This is a genomic window from Acinetobacter lwoffii (assembly GCF_024129855.1).
Taxonomy (GTDB): domain Bacteria; phylum Pseudomonadota; class Gammaproteobacteria; order Pseudomonadales; family Moraxellaceae; genus Acinetobacter; species Acinetobacter lwoffii_L.
In genome coordinates, this window is the sequence record NZ_JAMXXC010000010.1 from 1 (window position 1) to 22,449 (window position 22,449).

The 22,449-nt window shown below is 42.2% G+C and carries 23 protein-coding genes; 22 read left to right on the plus strand and 1 reads right to left on the minus strand.

Annotation, left to right across the window (positions count from 1 at the left end):
* Positions 1-750: 750 nt before the first annotated feature.
* The 17 genes from NI465_RS09115 (at position 751) to NI465_RS09195 (ending at position 17,417) form a co-directional block, all read left to right on the plus strand.
* Positions 751-1,275 carry a hypothetical protein gene (locus NI465_RS09115; RefSeq protein ID WP_005103231.1) on the plus strand — a complete coding sequence of 175 codons (525 nt, stop codon included), beginning with the start codon at positions 751-753 and terminating at the stop codon, positions 1,273-1,275.
* 98 nt (positions 1,276-1,373) lie between these two features.
* On the plus strand, positions 1,374-2,075 hold the full coding sequence (locus tag NI465_RS09120; RefSeq protein ID WP_253145081.1) for a fimbrial biogenesis chaperone: 702 nt from the start codon (positions 1,374-1,376) through the stop codon (positions 2,073-2,075).
* 33 nt (positions 2,076-2,108) lie between these two features.
* Positions 2,109-4,436 (plus strand): fimbria/pilus outer membrane usher protein, encoded by a 2,328-nt coding sequence (locus NI465_RS09125; RefSeq protein WP_253145082.1) that lies wholly within the window; start codon positions 2,109-2,111, stop codon positions 4,434-4,436.
* Between the two features lie 12 nt (positions 4,437-4,448).
* On the plus strand, positions 4,449-4,859 hold the full coding sequence (locus NI465_RS09130) for a hypothetical protein (RefSeq protein WP_005103244.1): 411 nt from the start codon (positions 4,449-4,451) through the stop codon (positions 4,857-4,859).
* Between the two features lie 241 nt (positions 4,860-5,100).
* On the plus strand, positions 5,101-6,381 hold the full coding sequence (locus tag NI465_RS09135; RefSeq protein ID WP_004733049.1) for a glycosyltransferase family 4 protein: 1,281 nt from the start codon (positions 5,101-5,103) through the stop codon (positions 6,379-6,381).
* Positions 6,382-6,401: 20 nt separating this feature from the next.
* Positions 6,402-6,953 (plus strand): phosphatase PAP2 family protein, encoded by a 552-nt coding sequence (locus NI465_RS09140; protein ID WP_004278361.1) that lies wholly within the window; start codon positions 6,402-6,404, stop codon positions 6,951-6,953.
* A gap of 87 nt (positions 6,954-7,040) precedes the next feature.
* The gene (gene iscX / locus NI465_RS09145; protein ID WP_004278360.1) at positions 7,041-7,241 is read left to right on the plus strand and encodes a Fe-S cluster assembly protein IscX; all 201 of its coding nucleotides are present in this window, start codon (positions 7,041-7,043) and stop codon (positions 7,239-7,241) included.
* A gap of 110 nt (positions 7,242-7,351) precedes the next feature.
* Positions 7,352-7,783, plus strand: coding sequence for a nucleoside-diphosphate kinase (gene ndk / locus NI465_RS09150; protein WP_004647460.1), 432 nt, complete (start codon positions 7,352-7,354; stop codon positions 7,781-7,783).
* A gap of 122 nt (positions 7,784-7,905) precedes the next feature.
* Entirely contained in the window at positions 7,906-9,141 is a 1,236-nt protein-coding gene (gene rlmN, locus NI465_RS09155; RefSeq protein ID WP_004278358.1) for a dual-specificity RNA methyltransferase RlmN, read from the plus strand.
* A gap of 14 nt (positions 9,142-9,155) precedes the next feature.
* A complete protein-coding gene (gene pilW, locus NI465_RS09160) occupies positions 9,156-9,956 on the plus strand; it encodes a type IV pilus biogenesis/stability protein PilW (RefSeq protein ID WP_005103248.1) in 801 nt (266 codons plus the stop codon).
* Positions 9,947-10,738 (plus strand): helix-turn-helix domain-containing protein, encoded by a 792-nt coding sequence (locus tag NI465_RS09165; protein ID WP_004278356.1) that lies wholly within the window; start codon positions 9,947-9,949, stop codon positions 10,736-10,738. The genes pilW and NI465_RS09165 overlap by 10 nt, the downstream gene beginning before the upstream one ends.
* Before the next feature lie 23 nt (positions 10,739-10,761).
* A complete protein-coding gene (gene ispG / locus NI465_RS09170; RefSeq protein WP_085064518.1) occupies positions 10,762-11,883 on the plus strand; it encodes a flavodoxin-dependent (E)-4-hydroxy-3-methylbut-2-enyl-diphosphate synthase in 1,122 nt (373 codons plus the stop codon).
* Positions 11,884-11,886: 3 nt separating this feature from the next.
* Positions 11,887-13,182 (plus strand): histidine--tRNA ligase, encoded by a 1,296-nt coding sequence (gene hisS / locus NI465_RS09175; protein ID WP_253145083.1) that lies wholly within the window; start codon positions 11,887-11,889, stop codon positions 13,180-13,182.
* A 30-nt stretch (positions 13,183-13,212) separates the two neighbouring features.
* On the plus strand, positions 13,213-13,911 hold the full coding sequence (locus NI465_RS09180) for a YfgM family protein (RefSeq protein WP_004278352.1): 699 nt from the start codon (positions 13,213-13,215) through the stop codon (positions 13,909-13,911).
* On the plus strand, positions 13,908-15,056 hold the full coding sequence (gene bamB, locus NI465_RS09185) for an outer membrane protein assembly factor BamB (protein WP_085064516.1): 1,149 nt from the start codon (positions 13,908-13,910) through the stop codon (positions 15,054-15,056). The genes NI465_RS09180 and bamB overlap by 4 nt, the downstream gene beginning before the upstream one ends.
* 168 nt (positions 15,057-15,224) lie before the next feature.
* Positions 15,225-16,634: a ribosome biogenesis GTPase Der gene (gene der / locus NI465_RS09190; RefSeq protein ID WP_005103252.1), complete on the plus strand. Its 1,410-nt coding sequence runs from the start codon at positions 15,225-15,227 to the stop codon at positions 16,632-16,634.
* A 138-nt stretch (positions 16,635-16,772) separates the two neighbouring features.
* A complete protein-coding gene (locus NI465_RS09195; RefSeq protein ID WP_253145084.1) occupies positions 16,773-17,417 on the plus strand; it encodes a 4'-phosphopantetheinyl transferase family protein in 645 nt (214 codons plus the stop codon).
* 23 nt (positions 17,418-17,440) lie between these two features.
* Here the strand turns inward: NI465_RS09195 and NI465_RS09200 are convergent, their stop codons facing one another.
* The gene (locus NI465_RS09200; protein ID WP_180087085.1) at positions 17,441-18,211 is read right to left on the minus strand and encodes an SDR family oxidoreductase; all 771 of its coding nucleotides are present in this window, start codon (positions 18,209-18,211) and stop codon (positions 17,441-17,443) included.
* 89 nt (positions 18,212-18,300) lie between these two features.
* On the opposite strand from NI465_RS09200, the gene mazG reads away from it, so the two are divergent.
* The 5 genes from mazG (at position 18,301) to panB (ending at position 22,449) form a co-directional block, all read left to right on the plus strand.
* Entirely contained in the window at positions 18,301-19,113 is an 813-nt protein-coding gene (mazG, locus tag NI465_RS09205) for a nucleoside triphosphate pyrophosphohydrolase (RefSeq protein ID WP_180087084.1), read from the plus strand.
* Entirely contained in the window at positions 19,073-19,495 is a 423-nt protein-coding gene (locus tag NI465_RS09210; protein ID WP_253145086.1) for a ComEA family DNA-binding protein, read from the plus strand. The genes mazG and NI465_RS09210 overlap by 41 nt, the downstream gene beginning before the upstream one ends.
* Positions 19,496-19,631: 136 nt before the next feature.
* Complete coding sequence (pcnB, locus tag NI465_RS09215; protein WP_253145088.1) at positions 19,632-21,104, plus strand: polynucleotide adenylyltransferase PcnB; 1,473 nt, start codon at positions 19,632-19,634, stop codon at positions 21,102-21,104.
* Positions 21,101-21,586 carry a 2-amino-4-hydroxy-6-hydroxymethyldihydropteridine diphosphokinase gene (folK, locus tag NI465_RS09220; protein ID WP_004278339.1) on the plus strand — a complete coding sequence of 162 codons (486 nt, stop codon included), beginning with the start codon at positions 21,101-21,103 and terminating at the stop codon, positions 21,584-21,586. The genes pcnB and folK overlap by 4 nt, the downstream gene beginning before the upstream one ends.
* Positions 21,587-21,639: 53 nt before the next feature.
* Positions 21,640-22,449 carry a 3-methyl-2-oxobutanoate hydroxymethyltransferase gene (gene panB, locus NI465_RS09225; RefSeq protein WP_004278337.1) on the plus strand — a complete coding sequence of 270 codons (810 nt, stop codon included), beginning with the start codon at positions 21,640-21,642 and terminating at the stop codon, positions 22,447-22,449.

A 22,449-nucleotide genomic window follows, 5' to 3' on the forward strand; every position in this document is an offset into this window, starting at 1 on the left:
AGAATTAGGTCGTCCTCATACCCAAGTTGTCACTTGAATTCTGTTCAAATGAGCAGAGTGTTATCTTTTAAATCTTTGTGCAACAAAGCCATTAAGTATTTATAAAGCTTATTTGAATAATAAAGTTATTTATTCGGTTATATTTAAATTAATAACTATATTTAATTTTACTAAGGAAATAATGTGAATAATTTTTTAATAAAATTGCAAAATAAGTTTTTAAATATTTATTTTTATTTAAAAATATACAAGCCATTGTTTTAAATATTTTATTTAGAAAAAATTTAATGGTCAAAATTGAATATAATTATCGCTATGTAGTAAAAATAACGAAAAAAAACGGAATAAATCACATTTTTTTATGCACTGATAAGGAAATTGTAAGACTTTGTGAAAATTATCGTTTTAATAAAATAGATTTTAATAATTTTATTTTAATCAGTAACTTAATGTTTTTATTTTTTTAGTAAAAAATGGTAAGAATAGAGAGAACTCTAAGATGTTCGGATTTGTAATGTTATGTGATTTTATATAAGTATTTATTATATAAATAAAAAAATTAAAAAAAATCTTATTTGAAACAAAAAAAATATATTGTGAATAATAACATTTTTGATTTTTTTTTAAATAATGATAATAGAATTGTCTCAGCGCTTATAACTTAAGTGCTCATAATAATAAAGAGAACTTTAATATAAGCGTAAAATTAATAGATAGACATCTTCTTTAAAAAAAGAAATGGAGAAAGACATGAAAAAAATGACTCAAGCAGCATTGGCAGCATTAGTGATGAGCTTTGGCTGTGGTTCAACATTAGTTTATGCAGATGCAGAAATTGCAGGCAAGCCAGGTCCCAAACCAACAAAACCACATAAGCCAGGAAAGCATGGATGTGGGGATAAATGTGATGGGAAAATTAAAATTAATTTGAAAGTCGATAAACATTGTGATGTAGATATGGGTGATACCGTATTAAACCTTGCTCGTTCTACAGCAGGCGGTGGTGAAGTATGGACGGATTCAACATCATTTAGTGTAGATACCAATTCATTCTTTAGAGTGAATTATGTAGCACCTACACAATTAAATGGTGCTGGAGGTTCTGTTCCAGTAACAGTTGCAACTTTGGCAAATGGTGCAAGTTATTCAACTGGAGATCTATTGGAAACTACTTCAGCTACATTTGATGTTACTGCTACTGTAGCGGGTAGTGATTATCGTGATGCACGTGCCGGTGACTATAGTAACGTATATACTTTTGCAGTAGCATTCTAAAAATTATAAATGACTTAATAGTAGGAGATGTTTAATACATCTCCTATTTTAATATTATTTTTTAATAAAAATATTAAGCTAAAATATGGGATTTTGTTATGAATGGGAAGATTTTAAGCTTTTTTATATTATTTCTTTGTGGTTTTTATGCATCAGCAGGAATAAAATTTACACCTGTCCAGATGAATATAGATGATTTCAAAAGGCAGAAAAGTACAACTGTAAATATTGAAAGTACGGGGATATCTACTTCCAAAATATATGAAATTAATGCATTTAAGTGGGAACAAAATGATAAAGGGGAAGATATTCTAGTAAAGGATGATACATTGTTATTTAACCCAAAAATTTTTGAATTAAAACCAGAGAGTAAACAATTGGTTCGGATAGGTTTTAGTCAATCCCCAGCAAACTTAAAAAAAGAACAAGCATGGCGAATTATTTTTGAAGAAATTACGCCTGTTGTAGATAAATCTAACTTAACTTTTCTATTTAATTTTTCTTTACCATTATTTGCTGGTAAACAAGTATCTCCTAAGCTGGATGTAAATATTCAAAAAACGAGTAATACATCTTATTTAAACATTAATAATGTGGCTGATTCTCATGCAAAGCTTATAGAAATAATTGTTTTAGATCAGAATAATAAAGAAATAGTTAAAAAAAATATAGTGCAATATATTTTAAGTGGTAAAAAGGTTGTGGTTGATCTGGGTGATATTAGTGTAAATGGGAAGTTGAAGCTTAAAATAAAATTAGAGGACCAAGCAGAATATCTTGAATTTCCTATTAAAGTATAGTTATTAAATAATAAAAAGTAAAAGGATAATACTATGAGATCCACAAAAGTCCTTCTTATGATTGTATGTGGGATGGGATTGTCAAATATCAATGCAGAAATAATTCAAGGAATAACAAAGCTAGAAAACTCAGAAATACTTATCGTTAATATTTGGGTGAATGGCTTAGATTATAACACGGAAACAGTAACTTTTTTTGAGGGGGATAAGAGATTTGTTGAATGTAAGGCTTTGGAAAATATTGGAATTCGTGTAGAGAAAACACCTCGGCATACAATTAAGAAGGATTTTTGTCTTATTACTCAACCGGGAATTAAAGTCGAAGATGATTATAGTTTGCAAGCAATAAAAATATTTTTCCCTGTCGATTATTTTGTGGGAACTGACTATGATCTGCAAATAGAAATTCCTGAAAAAGCAAACTTTGGAGGTTTTGTTAATTATAATTTATTTTATAATAGAGATGATGAAGACCAAGATTTTAATACGTTTTCAGAATTTGGCATATTTAAAGATTATTGGTTATTTAAAAATTCTTTTTTATATCGAAAAGAGCCTGATGAGTTTGAAGAAAATTTGTTAAGAGTAAATAGCACTCTAGATATTGAATTTCCAGAAAAGTATTTAAGATTAACTATAGGAGATACTACAAGTACTTATAATTCATTAAATAGTTCTTTTCGTTTCGGAGGATTAAGTTTTGGAACAAATTATACAGATCGACCAGATTTTATCTACTGGAACGCTCCTAACTTAACAGGAAGTGCAAGCCTACCTTCAACTGTAGACTTATTCATTAATGGTGTAAGACTTTATAGGGACTCAGTTGCTCCGGGATATTATAATCTTCCAGCTGGAGGTGTTTTAAGTCAAGCTGGGAATGCTCAAATAGTAGTTGAAGATATTTTAGGTAATCGTACTGTAAGAAGTTTTCCTGTTTTTATTAATAGTCGATTACTTAAACCAAAACTAAATGAATATAATATCTCATTCGGTAAGCTGCGTTATAATTATGATTCTGTAGATGATGATTACCGTGACTTTTTTTCTAAGTTTTATTTCCGTCGTGGTATTAACTCTTTTACTACTTTAGGTGTCGATCTTTTATATAACCAGGATGTTAGTAATCTTGATTTATTGTGGACGCAAGGTATAAGTAAATATTTTTTAATTGATAGTGCTTTTTCAGCTAGTCAAATTAAAGATGGAGATCAAGGTTATGCTGCTAAAATTAGCCTGACTCGAAATTTAAGAAATTGGTCTGTAGGATTAAATGGTAAGTATTTCTCTGAAGAATACGAATATCTGGGAAATAATTTATATGAATCTAATGTAAAATATTCGGGAATGTTCTATTTTAATTTTTCTAATCTAAAATTTATTGATAATTTGGGTTTTAATTATATATATCAATCTTACTACAATAATAATGGATTATTAAGCGAAGACCGTAAATTTTTTGATATTAGAGCATCTAAGGCTTTAACAAATAATTTATATACTAATTTTGGTTTTTATAAGGACTATAGTGATGAGGATGATCAAGGATTTAATATTGCTCTTTATTATAATTGGGGAGCAAATAAACGAATTTCCCTAGACCATGATACGGCCGATAATGAAACAGCTTTAAGTTTTAGTCGAACCACCTCAACCCAAAATGGTTTCGATTATGTAATAGGCGTAAACCAAGCTGATGATGAACTTCATTACAATGCTTATGGTTTATGGAAAACCAGTGTTGGCAATTTGCAGCTTTCTCATGATGAATATGAGGATCGTCGCAATTCACAGCTTAGTTTTGATGGTGCTTTAGTCTGGCTAGGGAGTAAAGTAGCGCTGACTAAATATGCAGATAATGCGTTTGCACTTGTGCACGTGGATCAGCACCCAGACTTAGATATTTACCGTTCGGCTGGACTGGTGGGGAGTACCAATAAAAATAGTTATATGTTCGTTCATAATCTGATTCCTTATATTCATTATGATATTTCTTTTGATCATAATCAGTTAGGCTTAGATGAAACTTTCGAACAATCTTCAAAAAAAATAATTGGACTTGAACAGCGAGGATATCGGTTAAATTTTCCTGTTCACAAAACTAAGCGTATAGCCCTTAGACTCAAAGATATTAAACAAAATAATTTATCACCAGGCTCTGAAGTGGTTGTAGAAGGCATAACTGCAGAACCTTTTTTTGTGGATAGTCAGGGAATGGTTTATTTATACCTCTTCAAAGCCGGTTCATATAGCCTCAAAGTCCAGACTCAAGGAGGCCAACAGTGCCAAGTTCAGTTCACACTTAATGAAAATCAATTCCAGAACTTAGATAAACAAATGCTAGAAGCAATATGCAGATAGGAGTACAAAAAAATGAAAAAACTCTTCATATTTATAACTACCTTACTAATGAGTGGAATCGCGGCAGCTCAGTATTGTTCTATTGATGGATTTACTGATTCAGAATTGCGTCTGGCAAGTTATCAACGTAGCCAAGCTGCAACCTCTTTTAATGTTTCTTGTGATAAAGGTTACTCTATCTTATTCAGTAGCCAAAACTTGATAAATCCGGATGGTACAAGTTATGTATCGAATGGTCCTTATAAATTACGAACCAAATTAAATTTAAGTGGGGCTAACAGTAATCTATGGGGGGTAAAGCTTGATCAAAATTCTGGAAAAAGACAAAAATATATTATTTCTGTTCAACTAGTTGATAATCCTTATAGTGGTGTGCCTGCAGGAGACTATCAGGACCAGATCTCAGTCGATATCGATTTTTAAAAATAAAATTTTAAATATCAAAAAGCCTATAATGATAATAAATAATTGAAAATATTTGAAAGTATTGAAGGGGAGTGTGTAGTAAGTGAATATCTGTTAAACAAGCAGATATTCACTTACTTTTAAGTCGAATGGAGAAGTGGTAAGCATTGTTGTGGAGTTGTATTTAAGCTTCATGATTCATCAAATAGTCATGAGATCTTTCTATACTGGGTGAAAAATATAAGCGAATAGGTGCGAGATGCAACAAATTTCCATCTCAGAATTATTAGAGCAAAGACCTGTTATTCACAAAATCCAGTTTGATTTAAAAGAACAACGTAAACAGGCCATTCATGACAAAATAGTCCTAGAAGATCTGACACGGTCCCGTTTAAAAATTGCCATCGTTACCGAAACCTGGCCTCCTGAAATCAATGGTGTTGCCCATGCTTTATTGCAACTTTGTAAAGGATTGCAAAAACAGGGACATAAGATTTTATTAATACGTCCAGAACAACGACAAGCCTGTAACGATTTTAAACCACATAGTGAATGTCTGGTTAAAGCGCATTGCCTTCCTAAATATAGCAATTTGCAGTTTGGTAGACCGCAATTTCTAAAAATCCATCAAGCTGTTGAAATTTTTACACCTGATATTATTCACATTGTGACCGAAGGCCCTTTGGGTCTGGTAGCTCAACAGCTTGCAAAATTCCATAAAATTCCAGTCTCTAGCGGTTTCCACTCATCATTTCAGGAATTTAGTCGGTTTTTTGATTTGGCTTTTTTACTGAAGCCAATTCAAGGCTATTTAAAGTGGTTTCATAATAATACTGATTTGACCTGTGTTCCGAGTCGAGGCACGGCTCAAGCCTTAAATCAGTTTGGTGTGACTTGTCCCTTGGCAGTTGTGGGCAGAGGCGTCGATCCAGATACATTTTCACCAAAGTGGCGATCACCAGATTTGCGCTATGCTTGGGGAGTTTCAAACGAGACCCGGGTGATGTTGTATGTCGGACGGCTTTCTCCTGAAAAGGAAATTGACGTGCTGATCAAAACCTATTTTGTGCTGCGCCAAGTTCGTCAGCAAGATATACGTTTGGTGGTGGTTGGAGATGGGCCGGATCGCACTCGACTGCAACAACTGAATCAGGATGGCAGTATTGTTTTTACCGGTAGCTTGACAGGAGAAAAACTGTCAGCGGCGTATGCCAGTGCAGATGTCTTCTGTTTTGCCAGTCAGGTTGAAACCTTTGGAAATGTGGTATTGGAAGCGATGGCCAGTGGCTTGCCAGTGATTGCTTATGATTATGCTTGTGCAAACTTGCATGTGCAGCATGGTGAAACGGGATGGTTGAGTAGACTTGGACATCAGCGGGGTTTGATTCAGCAGATGCTCGGACTGCCTGATCTGCAAAGATTACAGCAGATGGGCGCGCAAGCACGTAAAAAAGCCGAAAAAGTAGGCTGGCAATATCCGGTCCGGCAATTTGAACAGGCACTGTATTCACTGGTACAGCATCAGGAATACAGGATATAAAACAAGAAAGGAGCACCAGTGTGAAACTCCAGAATGTAAAGATTAAATTTTTAGAAATCGATTTGAAAGGCTGTGTTTATCTGAATCATTTTTCGCATTCAGTCCGTATTGCCACTTTTTTTAAAATGATTAGCCGCTTAGGAAATGGTGCATTTTGGTATTTCATGCTGATACTGGTTTGGATCATGCAAGGCTTGATCTATACCGTGCAGATTGTTTATCTGATTTTGGGAAGTACTATAGGTACTATGATTTACAAGGTGCTTAAAATCAAAACTGTACGACCACGTCCTTATCAGGTACATCAAGTGATCCGTTTGGGTGAGCATCCACTGGATCATTTCAGTTTTCCTTCCGGGCATACCTTGCATGCCGTGATGGCAACCACCGTTTTAGGTTATGTCGCACCTTTATTACTGATGCTGATGTTGCCTTTTACGGTTCTGGTCGCAGTGTCCCGAATGGTGCTGGGATTGCATTATCCAAGTGATGTGGCAGTTGGCGCAATTCTGGGTGGCATGATGGCAATTGCTATTGTCCTGACCGCACCTTATCTGAATATTGTGCTGTAAAAATAAGTGAAAGCCGGAGCAAAGGCTCGCAGATTTTCACAGATTTGTTAAAGTACAGTATCAAAGCAATTATGGTGAGAAATAGAGATGGGTTTACGTTGGACTGACACGCTCGATATCGCGATTGAACTCTACGAAGCGCATCCAGATGTGGACCCGCAGTGGATTCGTTTTACTGATTTACATGCTTGGGTATGTGCTTTGCCTGAATTTGAAGATGATCCAACCAAGTCGACTGAAGGTCTGCTTGAAGCCATTCAAATGGCATGGATTGACGAGGCACGCTAAGTCCTCATCTTAAAAAAGCATTTTTTTACAGATGAAAAGCAGAAAAATGCGCATTATCTCGTTATAATGCGCCAAATTTTCATGTCAACAATTGACTTAAGGAGCCTATCATGGCTATCGAACGTACTTTATCTATCGTTAAACCCGACGCAGTTGCTAAAAACCACATCGGCGACATCTTTGCTCGTTTCGAGAAAGCTGGTCTTCAAATTGTTGCAACTAAAATGAAACATTTGACTCAAGCTGAAGCTGAAGGCTTCTATGCTGAGCACAAAGAACGTGGTTTCTTTGCTGACCTAGTTGCATTCATGACTTCTGGTCCAGTTGTTGTTTCAGTTCTTGAAGGCGAAAACGCTGTTCTTGCTCACCGTGACATCCTTGGCGCGACGAATCCTAAAGAAGCTGCTCCTGGTACTATCCGTGCAGATTTCGCTGTAAGCATCGATGAAAACGCTGCTCACGGTTCTGACTCTGTAGCATCTGCTGATCGTGAAGTTAACTACTTCTTCGCTCAAACTGAGATTGCTCCACGTACTCGTTAATTCGCAGTATTCAAGCCAGATAAGTGTTATTATACTTATCTGGTTTTTTTATTCTCTGAATAATTCTTTGCTCACATATTGAGCTTCTCCTTTCATCTTTAGACATGGTTTAGGTAATACACATGAGTACTGAAGCAGTCGCTGTATCAGCAGTTTCTGAGCCGCAGCAACACACTCCATCCGCTCCAGCACAGGCAAATACTGTCGAGAAAGTGAATTTACTTGGCATGTCACGTCCGCAAATGGAAAAATTCTTTGAGGACATGGGTGAGAAGAAGTTTCGTGCCGGGCAGGTGATGAAATGGATTCACCAGTTCTTCGTGACTGATTTTGCTGAAATGACCAATATTTCCGGCAAACTGCGTGAAAAACTGGAAAAGATTTGTGAAATTAAAGCACCGGAAGTGGTGCATAAAAACTATTCCAAAGATGGAACTCGTAAATGGGTATTCCGTGTTGGCGACGGTGAAGGTTCCCTCGTCGAAACGGTACTGATTCCGGCAGAACATCGCAGTGGTTTACGTCGCACTTTGTGTATTTCTTCACAAGTGGGCTGTGCGCTGGACTGCTCATTCTGCTCAACCGGTAAACAGGGTTTCCAGCGTGATTTGACTCAAGCCGAAATTATCGGTCAGCTCTGGATGGCGAACTATTCCTATATGGAAGATGTGCCTGTACTTGAGCGTGAACGTTCAGTCACGAACGTGGTGATGATGGGCATGGGCGAGCCATTACTCAACTACGATGCAGTATTGAATTCAATGCGTATTATGCTGGATGACTTTGCATACGGCATGTCAAAACGTCGTGTGACTTTATCGACTTCTGGTGTGGTACCGAAAATCGATCAGATGGTCAAAGATATTGACGTGGCGCTGGCTATTTCATTGCATGCGCCAAATGATGAACTGCGTAACGAGCTGGTGCCGATCAATAAAAAATATCCGCTTGAGCAGCTGATTGCTGCATGTCAGCGCTATATTGCTAAAGATGGTAACGAAAGTTCACGTAAACATGTGACGATTGAATATGTGATGTTAGATGGCGTGAATGACCATCCTGAACATGCTCAGCAAATGATTAAGCTGTTGAAGAATTTGCCAAGCAAGATTAATTTGATTCCTTTTAATCCGTTCCCGCATGCGCCATATGGCCGCTCAAGCCGCAACCGGATTATTTCTTTCCAAAAAACTTTGTCTGATGCCGGTTTTGTGTGTACGATTCGTCAGACACGCGGTGATGACATTGATGCCGCGTGCGGACAGTTAGTCGGACAAGTTGCTGACCGTACCCGTCGTGCGGAACAGTGGAAAAAGAAAATTGCGCAATCGAATGAGATCATGCGCTCACAAGGATAATAAGAGGTCGCCAGTTGAGAAATCTAACATCAAAGTTTGCTTTGATTTCAACAGTATGTGTGTCTTTGGTTTTAGTCGCGTGTCAGACGCCAGATCTGGGTCAGAAAGACCCTGAAAAGGCCACCAAAGTCCGTACCCAATTGGCGGTAGAATATCTGAGAACAGGTGACCTGGATGCAGCCAAACGTGCGCTGGATCAGGCACTTGAAAGCAGTCCGCGTGATTCTCAAGCGAATATGATGATGGGCGTGCTACTGCAACAGGAAGGTAGTAAGCTTAATCTCGAAAAAGCAGATCATTATTTCAAGCGTGCGATTTCGGCAGATCCGAAAAATGCGCAGGCGCGAAATAATTACGGCACTTATTTATATCAGCTTGAACGCTATAATGATGCAATCGAGCAGTTTCAAATTGCTGGTGCCACGTTGGGTTATGATCAGCGATTCCGCGCACTGGAAAATATGGGGCGGATTTACCTGAAACTGGGTGATACAGCAAACGCTGAAAAATCATTCAAACAGGCGCTGCAAGCCAATCGCGATTCTTATATTTCAATGTTAGAGTTGGCAGAAATATTTTATTTGAACCAGCAGTTCCCGGCGGCGACACAAATGTATCAACAGTTTGTGCGTGGTGTGGGACAGAAAAATCAGGGTGCCCGTGCGCTCTGGGTCGGCATTCGCACTGCGCGTGCCGGGGGTGATCAGTTGGGTATGCAGGTATTGGTCAACCAGTTACGTGCACTCTTTCCTGAAAGCCAGGAATACCAACGTTATTTGCAATTACAGTACAGTACTGAGGCCGTATGGAAGTAAATCCTAATTCACCATCGAATCATTCGAGCGTAGCTCCAAATGCGTTAGGAAATATTCAACGTCCGGGCGAGTACTTGCGCCAGATTCGTATCAATCAGCAGCGCAATCTGGAAGATGTAGCGAAAGAGCTGAACATTCCGGTCAAAACCCTGACTGCTCTTGAGCAGGATGAATACAAATCTTTGCCAGAAGCGACCTTTATCAAAGGTTATTACCGGACTTATGCCAAATTTCTGGGTGTAGATGCGTCTAGTATTATTCAGCGTTTTGATGAAATCTATACCAATGATACCGGGTTGCTGCCGAATCATGCCCTGAACAATTCTCCAATTAAAATTATGGGGAAATTACCAGGTTCCAAGCGTGACCGTAATCGTAAGTGGTTAAAGCGCATTTTTATTACGCTGGTACTTTTGCTGATTTTGGGCGCACTGTTTGCCATGATTCAGAACTGGTCGAGTAGTAATTCCCAAAATAGCACTGAAGTCTCTGGAGTAGGCGCTTCTAATGTCGAGATTCTGAATCTGGATACAGGTGCCGCACTTTCCGGTGATCAGCTGAAGCTTGATTTTAACCGTCCGACTTCGGTGCATATTGTCGACTCGGCGGGTAATGTTCTGGCAACTGGCCGTCAGGCATCGAGCTTGCAACTGAATGGTGAAGCGCCATTCCAGATTCGTCTGGATGATGCATCGGCTGTATCACTCAGTTTAAATAATGAAAATATTTCATTGTCACCCTACACTGTGAACGGAAAAGCAGAATTCCGTTTATCACCTTAACAGATCAAGAGTAGAGCAGAACGATGATCGTAAATCCAATTAAACGTCGTCCAACACGTAAAATTCGTGTGGGTTCAGTTTATGTGGGTGGTGATGCACCAATCAGTATCCAGTCGATGACTAATACTGAAACCTGTGATGTAGCAGCTACGGTTGCACAGATTCAGCGCTGTGTAGATGCCGGTGCAGACATCATGCGGGTTTCTGTGCCTACCATGGAAGCCGCGGCGGCATTTGGTGAAATTCGCAAGCAGGTCAATGTACCTTTGGTCGCCGATATTCACTTCGATTATAAAATTGCTTTGGCAGTTGCGGATTTGGGTGCAGACTGCCTGCGGATTAACCCGGGCAATATCGGTTCGGAAGCGAAAATCCGTGAAGTGGTGGCCGCGGCACGTCATAACGACATTTCCATGCGGATCGGTGTCAATGCCGGCTCACTGGAAAAAGATATTCAAAAGAAATATGGCGAGCCGACGGGTCAGGCACTGCTTGAATCTGCGATGCGTCATATCGATATTCTAGACCGTCTGGATTTCCAGGAATTCAAAATTTCAGTCAAAGCCTCGAATGTGTTCCTGACCATGGAGGCGTATCGTTTGCTGTCACAGCAAATTGATAATCCACTCCATCTGGGTGTCACAGAAGCAGGTATTTACCGTACCGGTTCGGTTAAATCTGCGATCGCTTTGGGTGGCCTGCTGATGGAAGGCATCGGGGATACCATGCGTATTTCCTTAGCTGCCGAGCCTGAAGAAGAAATTAAAATTGGTTTTGATATTCTGAAATCGCTGGGTCTGCGCTCCAACGGGATTAACTTCATTGCCTGCCCAAGCTGTTCACGTCAGGAATTTAATGTGATTTCGGTGATGCAGCAACTTGAAGAGCGTTTAGAAGATATTCGTACCCCAATGGATGTCTCTGTCATTGGCTGTAAGGTCAATGGGCCGGGCGAAGCTAAAGAAGCCGATATTGGTGTCGTAGGTGCAGCACCACGTTCACTGGTGTACCGTAATGGTGAAAAGAGCCATTTAATTGACACGAATCAATTGGTTGATGAAATCGAAACCATGGTTCGTCAACGTGTTTCCGAGCTTGAAGAAGCTAAATCTAAAGAAATTATTCGTACAAGTTTTCCTGAGTAGATCATGAGTTCAATCGTCGCAATCAAAGGTTTTAATGACATTCTCCCAACGCAAACCCCAGCTTGGAGACGTCTTGAACAGCATCTATCCGGTTTGATGGATGCCTATGGCTATCAACAAATCCGTTTGCCTATCGTAGAACAGACCAACTTGTTCAAACGTTCGATCGGTGATGCAACCGATATCGTTGAAAAAGAAATGTATACCTTCCTCGACAAGGGTAATCCGCCTGAATCGTTGACTTTGCGTCCTGAAGGGACGGCAGGTTGTGTACGTGCCATGCTAGAGCATAACCTGCTGCGCGGTGCGACGCCTCGCGTCTGGTATATCGGACCCATGTTCCGTTATGAAAAACCGCAAAAAGGTCGTTACCGTCAGTTTCACCAGTTTGGTGTGGAAACCTTTGGTGTGGCAACGCCAGATATGGATGCTGAACTGATTCTGATGACGGCGCGTCTGTGGAAACGTATGGGTGTGGCAGACAAGGTTCAGCTTGAGTTAAATACACTCGGTGAGTCGGATGAGCGTGCAGCATATCGTGCGGCACTGGTTGAATTTCTGGAGTCGCATAAAGCGGATATGGATGAAGATTCACAACGTCGTTTAACCACCAATCCACTGCGTATTCTAGATTCTAAAGATGCCAAAACACAAAGCATCTTGGAAAATGCACCGAAACTTCATGATTTTATGGGTGAAGAAACGCTGGCGCATTTTACCCAGCTACAACAGTACTTGACCGATGCAGGCATCAGTTTTGTGATCAATCAAAAACTGGTACGTGGTCTGGACTATTACAACAAAACTGTTTTTGAATGGACCACAACCCATTTGGGTTCACAAGGTACAGTTTGTGCCGGTGGCCGTTATGACGGCCTGGTGGGGCAGCTTAAAGGAAAGGCAGATCAGTCTGTCCCTGCGGTCGGTTTTGCTATGGGGGTCGAGCGTTTATTGCTTCTGCTGGAACAGGTTGAAGACAATACCCCGACACGTGATTGTGAGGTTTTCCTGGTGGCTGAACCGGCTTCTCAAGGTAAAGCTTTGGTCATTGCGGAGCAGATCCGTGATCAGCTTGAAGCAGCAGGCAGTCAGGTTCGTCTGAAAGTAGGCTCACAGGGTTCAATGAAATCGCAAATGAAAAAGGCTGATCAAGCCGGTGCTTTGTATGCGGCGATTTTGGGTGAACGTGAACTGGAAGCTCAGGCGTTTACTGTGAAAGAGCTGGCAACCGCAGAGCAATCGAATGTACCATTTACGGACTTCGTTGCATTTTTTAGTACTAAAATTTCTTCAAAATAATCGATAAAACATTAGGAAAAGGGTAATCTCATGAGCGCAATGAGTGGTGATGAACAGTTTGAAAGCTTAAAATCCTTTACGAAGAAATATGGTTCTTCGATGATTACCGGGATTTTAATTGCGCTGATTGCCTTTTTTGGATGGGAATATTGGCAGAAGAAAAACCTGGCAGAGTCGCAAATGCACACTGCCAAGGTTCAGCAGTTGATGGATGATGCACAGGCATCGAAAGGTGATGGTTTTGCCAAGTTGTCTGAAGCTGCGGACAAGATTGTCAAGGAAGCACCTGATTCAGCTCAGGCGATTCAGACCCAGTTAGTCATGGCGAAACTGGCTTATGACAAAGAAGATTATGCTGCGGCCGAGAAAGCGCTACAGAAAGTTGAAAACTCGAAAGTAGACGATAAAGGTCTGGTTCAGGTCGTCAAACTTCGTCTGGCCTATGCACAACTGGCACAGAAAAAATATGATGCTGCATTGAAAACTTTAGAAGCAGTCACTGAGCCTGCATTTAAAGCAACTGCCGATGAAGCACGTGGCGATATCTATGTTGCCAAAAATGATATTGAAAATGCTAAAAAAGTATATCAAAGTGCATGGGATGCTTTGATTGAACGTAAAGAAGAACGTCAGATTTTACAAATTAAGCTCGAAAGCGTAGGCGTATTGGTCGATGATCCGGAAATCGAACGCCCAATTATAGAAACACAAGCGGAAGAAGCTGAATGAATAGAAAATACAAAATTACCTGTGCCTTGACTGTTTTAACGCTTGCATTGGCTGGCTGTGCGGGTAAAACCAATAAAGTTCCAGAAGTAAAACCGAATCCACTTCCAAAACTGACTCAAGCCAAAACCCTGGTCCCTGTATTTTCCACCAGTGTGGCTTCGACAGATGCTGCTGATCCGTTGCGTTTACGTCTGGATGCAGATAATGGTGTGGTCTTTGCAATTGATCCGAAAGGCGAAGTGTCTGCATTTAAAGGCAAACAGCGTCTGTGGCAGAAAAAAGTCAGCAAAGACAATTTAAGTTCTGGTGTTGAAGCTGCTGAAGGTCTTGTTGTCGTGGGTAACCAGAAAGGTCAGCTGTTTGCGCTGGATCAGCAAACCGGCGATCAGAAATGGACTGCGCAATTGACTGGCGCTTTACTGGCACCTTCACTGATTCATGCAGGGCGTGTCATTAGTGTTAGCAATGACGGCACAGTATATGCGCATGAAATTGCGACGGGTGCGCAAGTTTGGACTTATAACTTACCTAATGTACAATTCAGCCTGCGTGGCATGGCTGCACCTGTTGCATTAGATGCTCGTAATGTACTGATTGCATCTTCCAATGCTTATATCTATGCACTGGATGCCTTAAGCGGTGTGCCAAAATTACAGCGTCGTGTCGCAGTGTCGGATGGGCGTTCTGATATCCAGCGTCTGGTTGATATTGACGGGGAACCGGTCGTTGCAGGCCAGTTTGTGGTGACCACCAGTTATCAAGGTCAGGTGACTGTGCTGGATTTAGCTTCACAACAGGTGGTCTGGAGTGAAGATGCCAGCAGTATCCAGCGTCCAGAAGTTGTGGGCAATGGTGTATTTGTGGCGCAAACCGATGGCAAAATCAAAGCCTTTGAGATTACTTCGGGTCAACCGCTTTGGGAAAATGACCAGTTGCTGAATCGCAAGTTAAGTAATCCGGTGATGCTGGGTACTGACCTTGTAGTCGGTGATCTGGATGGTGTCTTGCACCTGATTGATCCGCGTACTGGACAGATTACTGGTCGTTCGAAAACTTCTGGGGAAGTGCGTAGCTTACGCGTCATCGACAACCAGCTTTATGTTTCTACACGCAAGGGCGCATTAAGCATTTGGCAGAACCGTTAATTTTAACGAGCCTTATGCTAAACTAGCCACAACCGTATTTTTGTGAACGCGGGGTGATTGAAAAATCAATGCCCCGTGTTTTTATTTAGGGTATTTCCCCCTTATATCTTCCTATGCTTTCTGATGTTCAGGCCACTTTGACGCCTGATATTGAATAAAGGTTACTCTATGAAACCCGTAATTGCGCTCATTGGTCGTCCGAACGTCGGAAAATCGACGCTGTTCAACCAGATTACCAAGAGCCGTGACGCATTGGTGGCAGACTTTGCAGGTCTGACACGCGACCGTAAATATGGCGATGCTACCTATCAAAATAAATCCTTTATTGTTGTCGATACCGGCGGTATTGGCGAAAATGAAGGTGGTATTGATTCATATATGGCAGAGCAATCCAAGACTGCCATTCATGAAGCCGATATCATCATTTTTGTGGTTGATGCGCGTGCCGGACTGCTGGCATCTGATGAACAGATTGCCCGTGAATTGCGTACTTTAGGCAAAAAAGTCTTTCTGGTGGCCAACAAGGTCGACGGCGTACATGCTGAAGCTGCCTTGGTTGAATTCTACAAACTGGGTATGGGCGAGCCGCTACAAGTGGCAGCCAGCCATGGTCGTGGTGTTCAGCAGATGCTGGAAGATGTACTTGCTGATGTACCTGAAGATGAAAATCCGGAAGAGCATGACAAAAACACGGGTCTGCGTTTAGCGATTATTGGTCGTCCGAACGTAGGTAAATCCACGCTGGTGAACCGCTTGCTCGGTGAAGAGCGTGTGGTGGCATTTGACCAGCCGGGTACAACACGTGACTCGATTTATATTCCATTCGAGCGTGATGGCCGTCAATACACCCTGATTGATACTGCCGGGGTGCGTCGTAAAGGTAAAGTCGATGAAATGATTGAGAAATTCTCGATTGTTAAAACTTTACAGGCGATGAAAGATGCCAACGTAATTGTTGTTGTGGTTGATGCGCGTGATGGTATTGTTGAGCAGGACTTGCATTTGATTGGCTATGCGCTTGAAGCGGGTCGTGCCATGGTCATTGCAGTCAACAAATGGGATAACATGACTGAATATGATCGTAAGCAATGTAAGCTCGATGTAGAGCGTCGCTTCGATTTTATTCCATGGGCCAAAGTACATTTGATTTCTGCATTGCATGGAACGGGTGTGGGCGATCTTTATCCATCGATTCACCGTGCTTATGATTCATCTCGTTTGAAAGTATCACCGGCAAAAATCACCCAGATTTTAAATGATGCGACAGAGGCTCACCAACCACCTATGGTTCAGGGTCGTCGTATTAAAATGCGTTACGCACATATGGGTGGACAAAATCCGCCGACGATCGTGATTCATGGTAACAAGGTGGATAAAACTCCTGCGGATTATCGTCGTTACTTGGAAAACGTGTTCCGTAAAGTGTACAAGCTTGAAGGTACACCGATTAAAATCGAGTTTAAAACTTCTGAAAACCCGTTTGAAGGCCGTAAGTCTCAAGTGGATGAGCGTGCAGCTGCGCGTAAACGTCGTTATGTACAGAAGTTCAAGAAAGCCGAGAAGAAATTTAAACGCTAATTCTATAGTTTAAATTTTTCGGATAAAAAGCCTGCGTAAAGCGGGCTTTTTGTTTTGAGAAAATAATGAATTTCTCTCCCAATAAAAGTGTGAATTCTTTTACACTCAAATCAATTGATATCTTTTTAATGGATTCACGTGGCTCGGCTGATTCAAATTCATCTGCATCAACTTTCTGATCTGACTTGTCATTCGTTGTCAGACCGCAAAACCCAGGTTGTCGAACGGAAACGCGAAGTGGCGTGTTTGCGTAATCAGCTTTTATCCCAATCTTTTGAATTGCCAGTTAGCGATCAACAGGTGGTGCGGACGAATTTCGGCAAGCCTTATTTAAATGACTATCCGGACTTCAGTTTTAATCATAGTCATAGTCAAAATTTCTACGCCCTGGCCACGAGCAGGAATGTCCAAAACTTGGGAATTGATATTGAAGAACTGAGTCGTAAGGTTCGTTTTGAAGCCTTGGCACAACATGCCTTTCATCCCGAAGAATTAAAACATTGGAAAACGCTGGCTTATGATCCCGAATACTGGTTTAAAGTCTGGACGACTAAAGAGGCCGTGTTAAAGGCATCAGGCTTGGGAATCCGGATCAACCTGAATGAGCTCAATACCAATATCCATCCTGAGCAAAATGGTGGGCGCTGCGAACATCCAGAGATTGGCATCTATGCCTATCAAAATTATACGCTTGCTGGCTGCATGCTCACCGTGGCCTGGCAAAGTGAGGATTCCTGCAAGGGATTGAGATTTCCTGTGATCCAGATTCATCACACTGTCTAAAACAGAATCAACCCAAATATTTTTTATTTTCTAGAAATGATCAGATTACTCAGCCGATTCACAAATTGTGGACTCATCCGCGATAAATGAAATAAAAACTGGCTTTTGAATCCGACAGGATGATGGGTGGCTTGCCAGATGGAATCTTTGAGTTCTGCCAGTTTAAGAATATCTTGTGCAACATCTTCTGCTTTTAAATGCACGCCCATCTTTTTGATGCTTTCTGCCTGCATATCTTTGACCATGGCGGTACTGACGAAAAGCGGCATAACATCCAAGACTCGAATCCCATAGGGTTGCCACTCAATATCCAGACTTTCAATCAGGCCACGCACTGCAAACTTGCTGGTGGAATAACTGCTTAAATCGGCCTGGCCATAAATCGCCGAAGCGGAAGATAGATTAATGATGCGGGCAAATGAAGATTCTTTTAAATAAGGGAAAGCGGCATGACAGCCGTTCATGACCCCTTTGACATTAATATCCAGAGTCCGGTGATGTGCATCAATAGTAGTATCTTCAAAAGGCCCTGAATATAGGATCCCGGCATTATTGACCAGAATATTGATTTCACCTGCCCAAGCTGAAAATTCGGCTAAAGCTGTTTCCCAAGAAGCATAGTCAGCTACATCGAGAAAACCGGCTTTGGCATGTTCGCCCAGTTGCTGGGCCAGTTGTTCTGCCTGTTCCACCTGAACATCATAAATGCCCACCTTGTAGCCGTGCTGGTAAAATAGGGTGGCCGTCGCGGCACCAATTCCTTGTGCTGCACCACTAATCAATATACTGTGCATGTGCCTGATCTCCTTATTGTCTTTTTTTTGAGCATAACAAGAAACTGGCAGATTGACGCGACTATTTGGTAAAAAAGAGGTTTTTGAATATGGAACAACTACTCAAGGTCATGCGTGAATTACGTGAAAAATGTCCATGGGATCAGCAGCAGACCCCCGAATCTCTGACCAAATATGCGATTGAGGAAGCTTATGAAGTCGAAGCAGCAGTCCGCTCTGGAAAAGTCGACGATGTCCGCGATGAGCTAGGTGATTTGCTGCTACAGGTGGTGTTCCAGTCGCAAATGTACAGCGAGCAGGGGGCTTTCGATTTTCAGGATGTGGTGCAGGCCATTACCGATAAACTGGTTCGCCGTCATCCGCATGTATTTCAGGCGGAACAGTTTGCGCAGCTCAGCCCAGAAGATGTGTCTGAGTTATGGAAAGAAATCAAACAGCAAGAAAAGCAGGGTAAGCCGCGTTCACGCCTGGATCAGATTAAACATGCACCGGCTTTGGTACAGGCCGATGAAATTCAAAAAAATGTCGCCAAAATTGGTTTTGATTTTCCGGACATGGCGGGTGCTTATGCCAAGCTGGAAGAAGAACTGGCTGAATTAAAAGAAGCGGTAGCCGGACAAAATTCCGATGAAATACAGGAAGAATTTGGCGACTGCTTATTTTCTCTGGTGAATGTTGGTCGTAAACTTGGCATCTCCAGCGAGATGGCATTATTGGGGACAATCTATAAATTCCGGACCCGCTTTGCCTTAATGGAAGATCAGGCACAATTACAGCAATTAGACCTGGAAAAACTGTCACTGGCTGAACTTGATCAGCTCTGGGAACAGGCTAAATTAGAATTAAAACAAAGAGCAGCACATGAAAAAAACACCTTATCGAATCGGTCCAACATGGATTAATCTTCTTCTGAGTTGCTGGCTGGGCTTTATTTCTATCGGAACTGCGCATGCGACTGCGACCGATTATATGGAATGGAAGACCCAGCAACAACAACACGACGCCCGCCTGAAGAAAAAAGCTGCCGCTACGGCTTCATCAGAAAGCAATCACTATCTGGCGAAGCCTGCATTATCGACATCTTCTGCCGCTGATAAAATCAGTTTGAATAATGCAACAGTGGAGCAATTACAGCAGCTAAATGGTATTGGTCAAAAGAAGGCCGAGGCGATTATTGAGCATCGGCAAAAAAACGGTAAATTCAAAAGCATTGAAGAGATCCAGCTGGTCAAAGGTATTGGGCCGGCATTATTTGCCAAAAACAAGGCCAAACTGGCCTTGTAAGGCGACAGTACGGATCATGACTAGCTGATTGATTTGACTCGCAGGATTGACATAATCAAATTGCCCTTTAGGCGTGTAAGCGATATGATTAGCGTCATCTTAGAATTTTACGTTCAGACGTAGGAGACAGCGTCTTTTGCAAACTTTGCGCGCGTCAAAATGTGGTTTATCAACCGCTCAATTACCTTCTTATATTCTCGATGTGATTGATGCCTTAAACAAGGCAGGCTATGAAGCTTATATCGTGGGTGGTGGTGTTCGAGATCTGATGTTAGGTTTGAATCCTAAAGATTTCGATGCAGTCACCAATGCAACCCCGGCTCAGGTCAAGGAAGTTTTTGGACGACGTTGTCGGATTATCGGACGACGTTTCGAACTGGCGCATGTCTATTCAGGGCGGGAACTGGTTGAAGTGGCAACCTTCCGTGCCCCACCAAAAAAAGCAGTGACCTCGGCCGCGGGGATGATTCTGCGTGATAACAACTGGGGCAGCATCGAGCAGGATTTTGCCCGTCGTGATTTTTCCATCAATGCAATGTACTACCAGCCGCGTAAAGGTATTGTGCTGGATTTCTGTAATGCAGTGGATGATATCCACAGCAAAACCTTACGCTTACTTGGTGATCCGGCTTTAAGATTTGAAGAAGATCCGGTGCGGATGCTGCGAACCTTACGTTTTGCCGCCAAGCTGAACTTTAATATTGATGAAGCGATTCTGGATGTCTTTACGCCGGAAATGACCCAGTTGCTGCGTGATGTTTCTCCACATCGACTTTATGATGAATCACAGAAGCTGTTCACCATGGGGCACCTGAATCGTGTCTTGCCAATGCTGATCGATTTCGGGATCTGGCAGCAGTTATTTGCAGATATCAAGCCTGAAATTACGCCGTTTATGGAACGCGCTGCGAAAAATACCGATCAACGTATTTCTATCGGCAAGACCATCAACCCTGCATTTTTCTATGCGGTATTGTTATGGCAGCCATTCATGGAGCGTTGTGAATTCTATCTAAATAAAGGCGTGGTAGCCGCCGAAGCCCGCGCCCAAGCCGGTCTGGATGTGTTAAAACGTCAGGCAACCCGCACCATTATTCCACGCTTTGCGGAGACCTTTATTCGTGAAGTCTGGGAAATGCAGACCCGTTTGCTGAATCCAAAACCACAGCAAATCGAGGCTTTGTCCAGCCATGCACGTTTCCGTGCCGGCTTTGACTTTTTGCTGCTGCGTGAAAAATCAGGTGATGCGACTGCACAAGGTATGGGCAGCTGGTGGGATGCCTACCAGCAAATGAGCGGTGACGAGAAAGAACGGGCCATTAGCCAGTATAACCGTCAGCGTGCCAAGAGCCGTCGCAAGGCGAGTCAAGAAGAGCATCTGGAACAGAAGCTGACCCAGCAGCAAGATCTTGCCGAGATTGAGCCGTTGGTGAATGACCCTGAACCACGCAACCGTCGGGTGCGTAAAGCCAAGTTTGAAGACAAGGCGAAACCTCTATCGCATGTGGCAGCCAGTGCCAGCGGTGAAATTGGTGCAGATCATCCGATTATGAAACGCAAACGGGTGAAACGTGATCTGAGCCAAGTGGTGTTTGGGCCAACACAATGATCGTGACGTATATTGGTCTGGGCAGTAACCTGGGCGATTCACGCCAGATTCTGGCAGAAGCTGTACAGAAACTAGCAACCCTGGGGCAGGTGAAAACTTCGCATCTGTATCAAAGTCCACCGATGGGACCACAGGATCAGCCTAACTATCTCAATGCAGTGGTGCAGTTAAATACCGATCTGGCAGCTTTAAGCTTGCTGGATCGTCTGCAAGCTTTTGAGCAGGACGCCGGTCGGGTACGTTTACGTCATTGGGGCGAACGTACGCTGGATCTGGACTTACTAATCTACGGCAATGAGCAGATTCAAAATGAACGTTTAACTGTGCCGCATGTCGGGGTATTACAGCGTGATTTTGTCCTGATTCCACTTCTGGATATTGATCCTGAAATACAGGTTCATGGACACAAATTAAAAGACCTGGACATCGTTAAACAGTCGACCCTCGCGGTACTCGATGACAGCAACTGGGCAAATATTTAATTTTTAAGTGATGGTAGCTTTGTCAGAACTTTCAAGCATAGAGGAACATTTTCATGGTCAGTCTGAGTGATTTAAGACGCTTTAAAGCAGATGGACGCAAATTTTCATGTCTGACTTGCTATGATGCCAGTATGGCCAAAGCCATGGAAATTGCCGAAGTGGACAGCATTTTAATTGGCGATTCTCTGGGAATGTCAATTCAGGGGCGTGATTCGACTTTGCCGGTCACGGTTGCAGATATGGCCTATCATACGGCTGCGGTACGCCGTGGTAACCAGCATGCCTTTATCATGACTGACTTGCCATTTATGAGCTATGCTACCTTGAATGATGCCTTGCAAAGTTCGAAAACCGTGATGCAGGCTGGCGCGCAAATGGTCAAGATGGAAGGCGGTGCATGGTTGGCAGAAACCGTGCAAGTGCTGACCCGTAACGGTATTCCGGTGTGTGTGCATTTGGGTCTTACTCCGCAGTCGGTACATGTCTTTGGCGGTTATAAACTGCAAGCCCGTACCCGTGAAGCGGCCGATCAGCTCATTGCGGACTGTAAGGCAGTGGTCGAGGCGGGTGCTGCACTATTGCTACTTGAATGCGTACCAGCACAGCTTGGCCAGGAAATCACCGAACTGTTTCCGCAGATTCCGGTCATTGGCATTGGTGCAGGTGCAGCTACAGATGGTCAGGTATTGGTGGTTCAGGACATGCTCGGTTTGACTTTTGGACATACCGCAAAATTTGTACGTAATTTTATGCAAGAACAATCGGGTGCGACAGCCATTCTGGATGCTTTTAAAGCCTACCATGCTGCAGTTTTAGATGGATCTTTCCCGGCACCAGAACAAACTTTTCAGGTTGAATTGTAA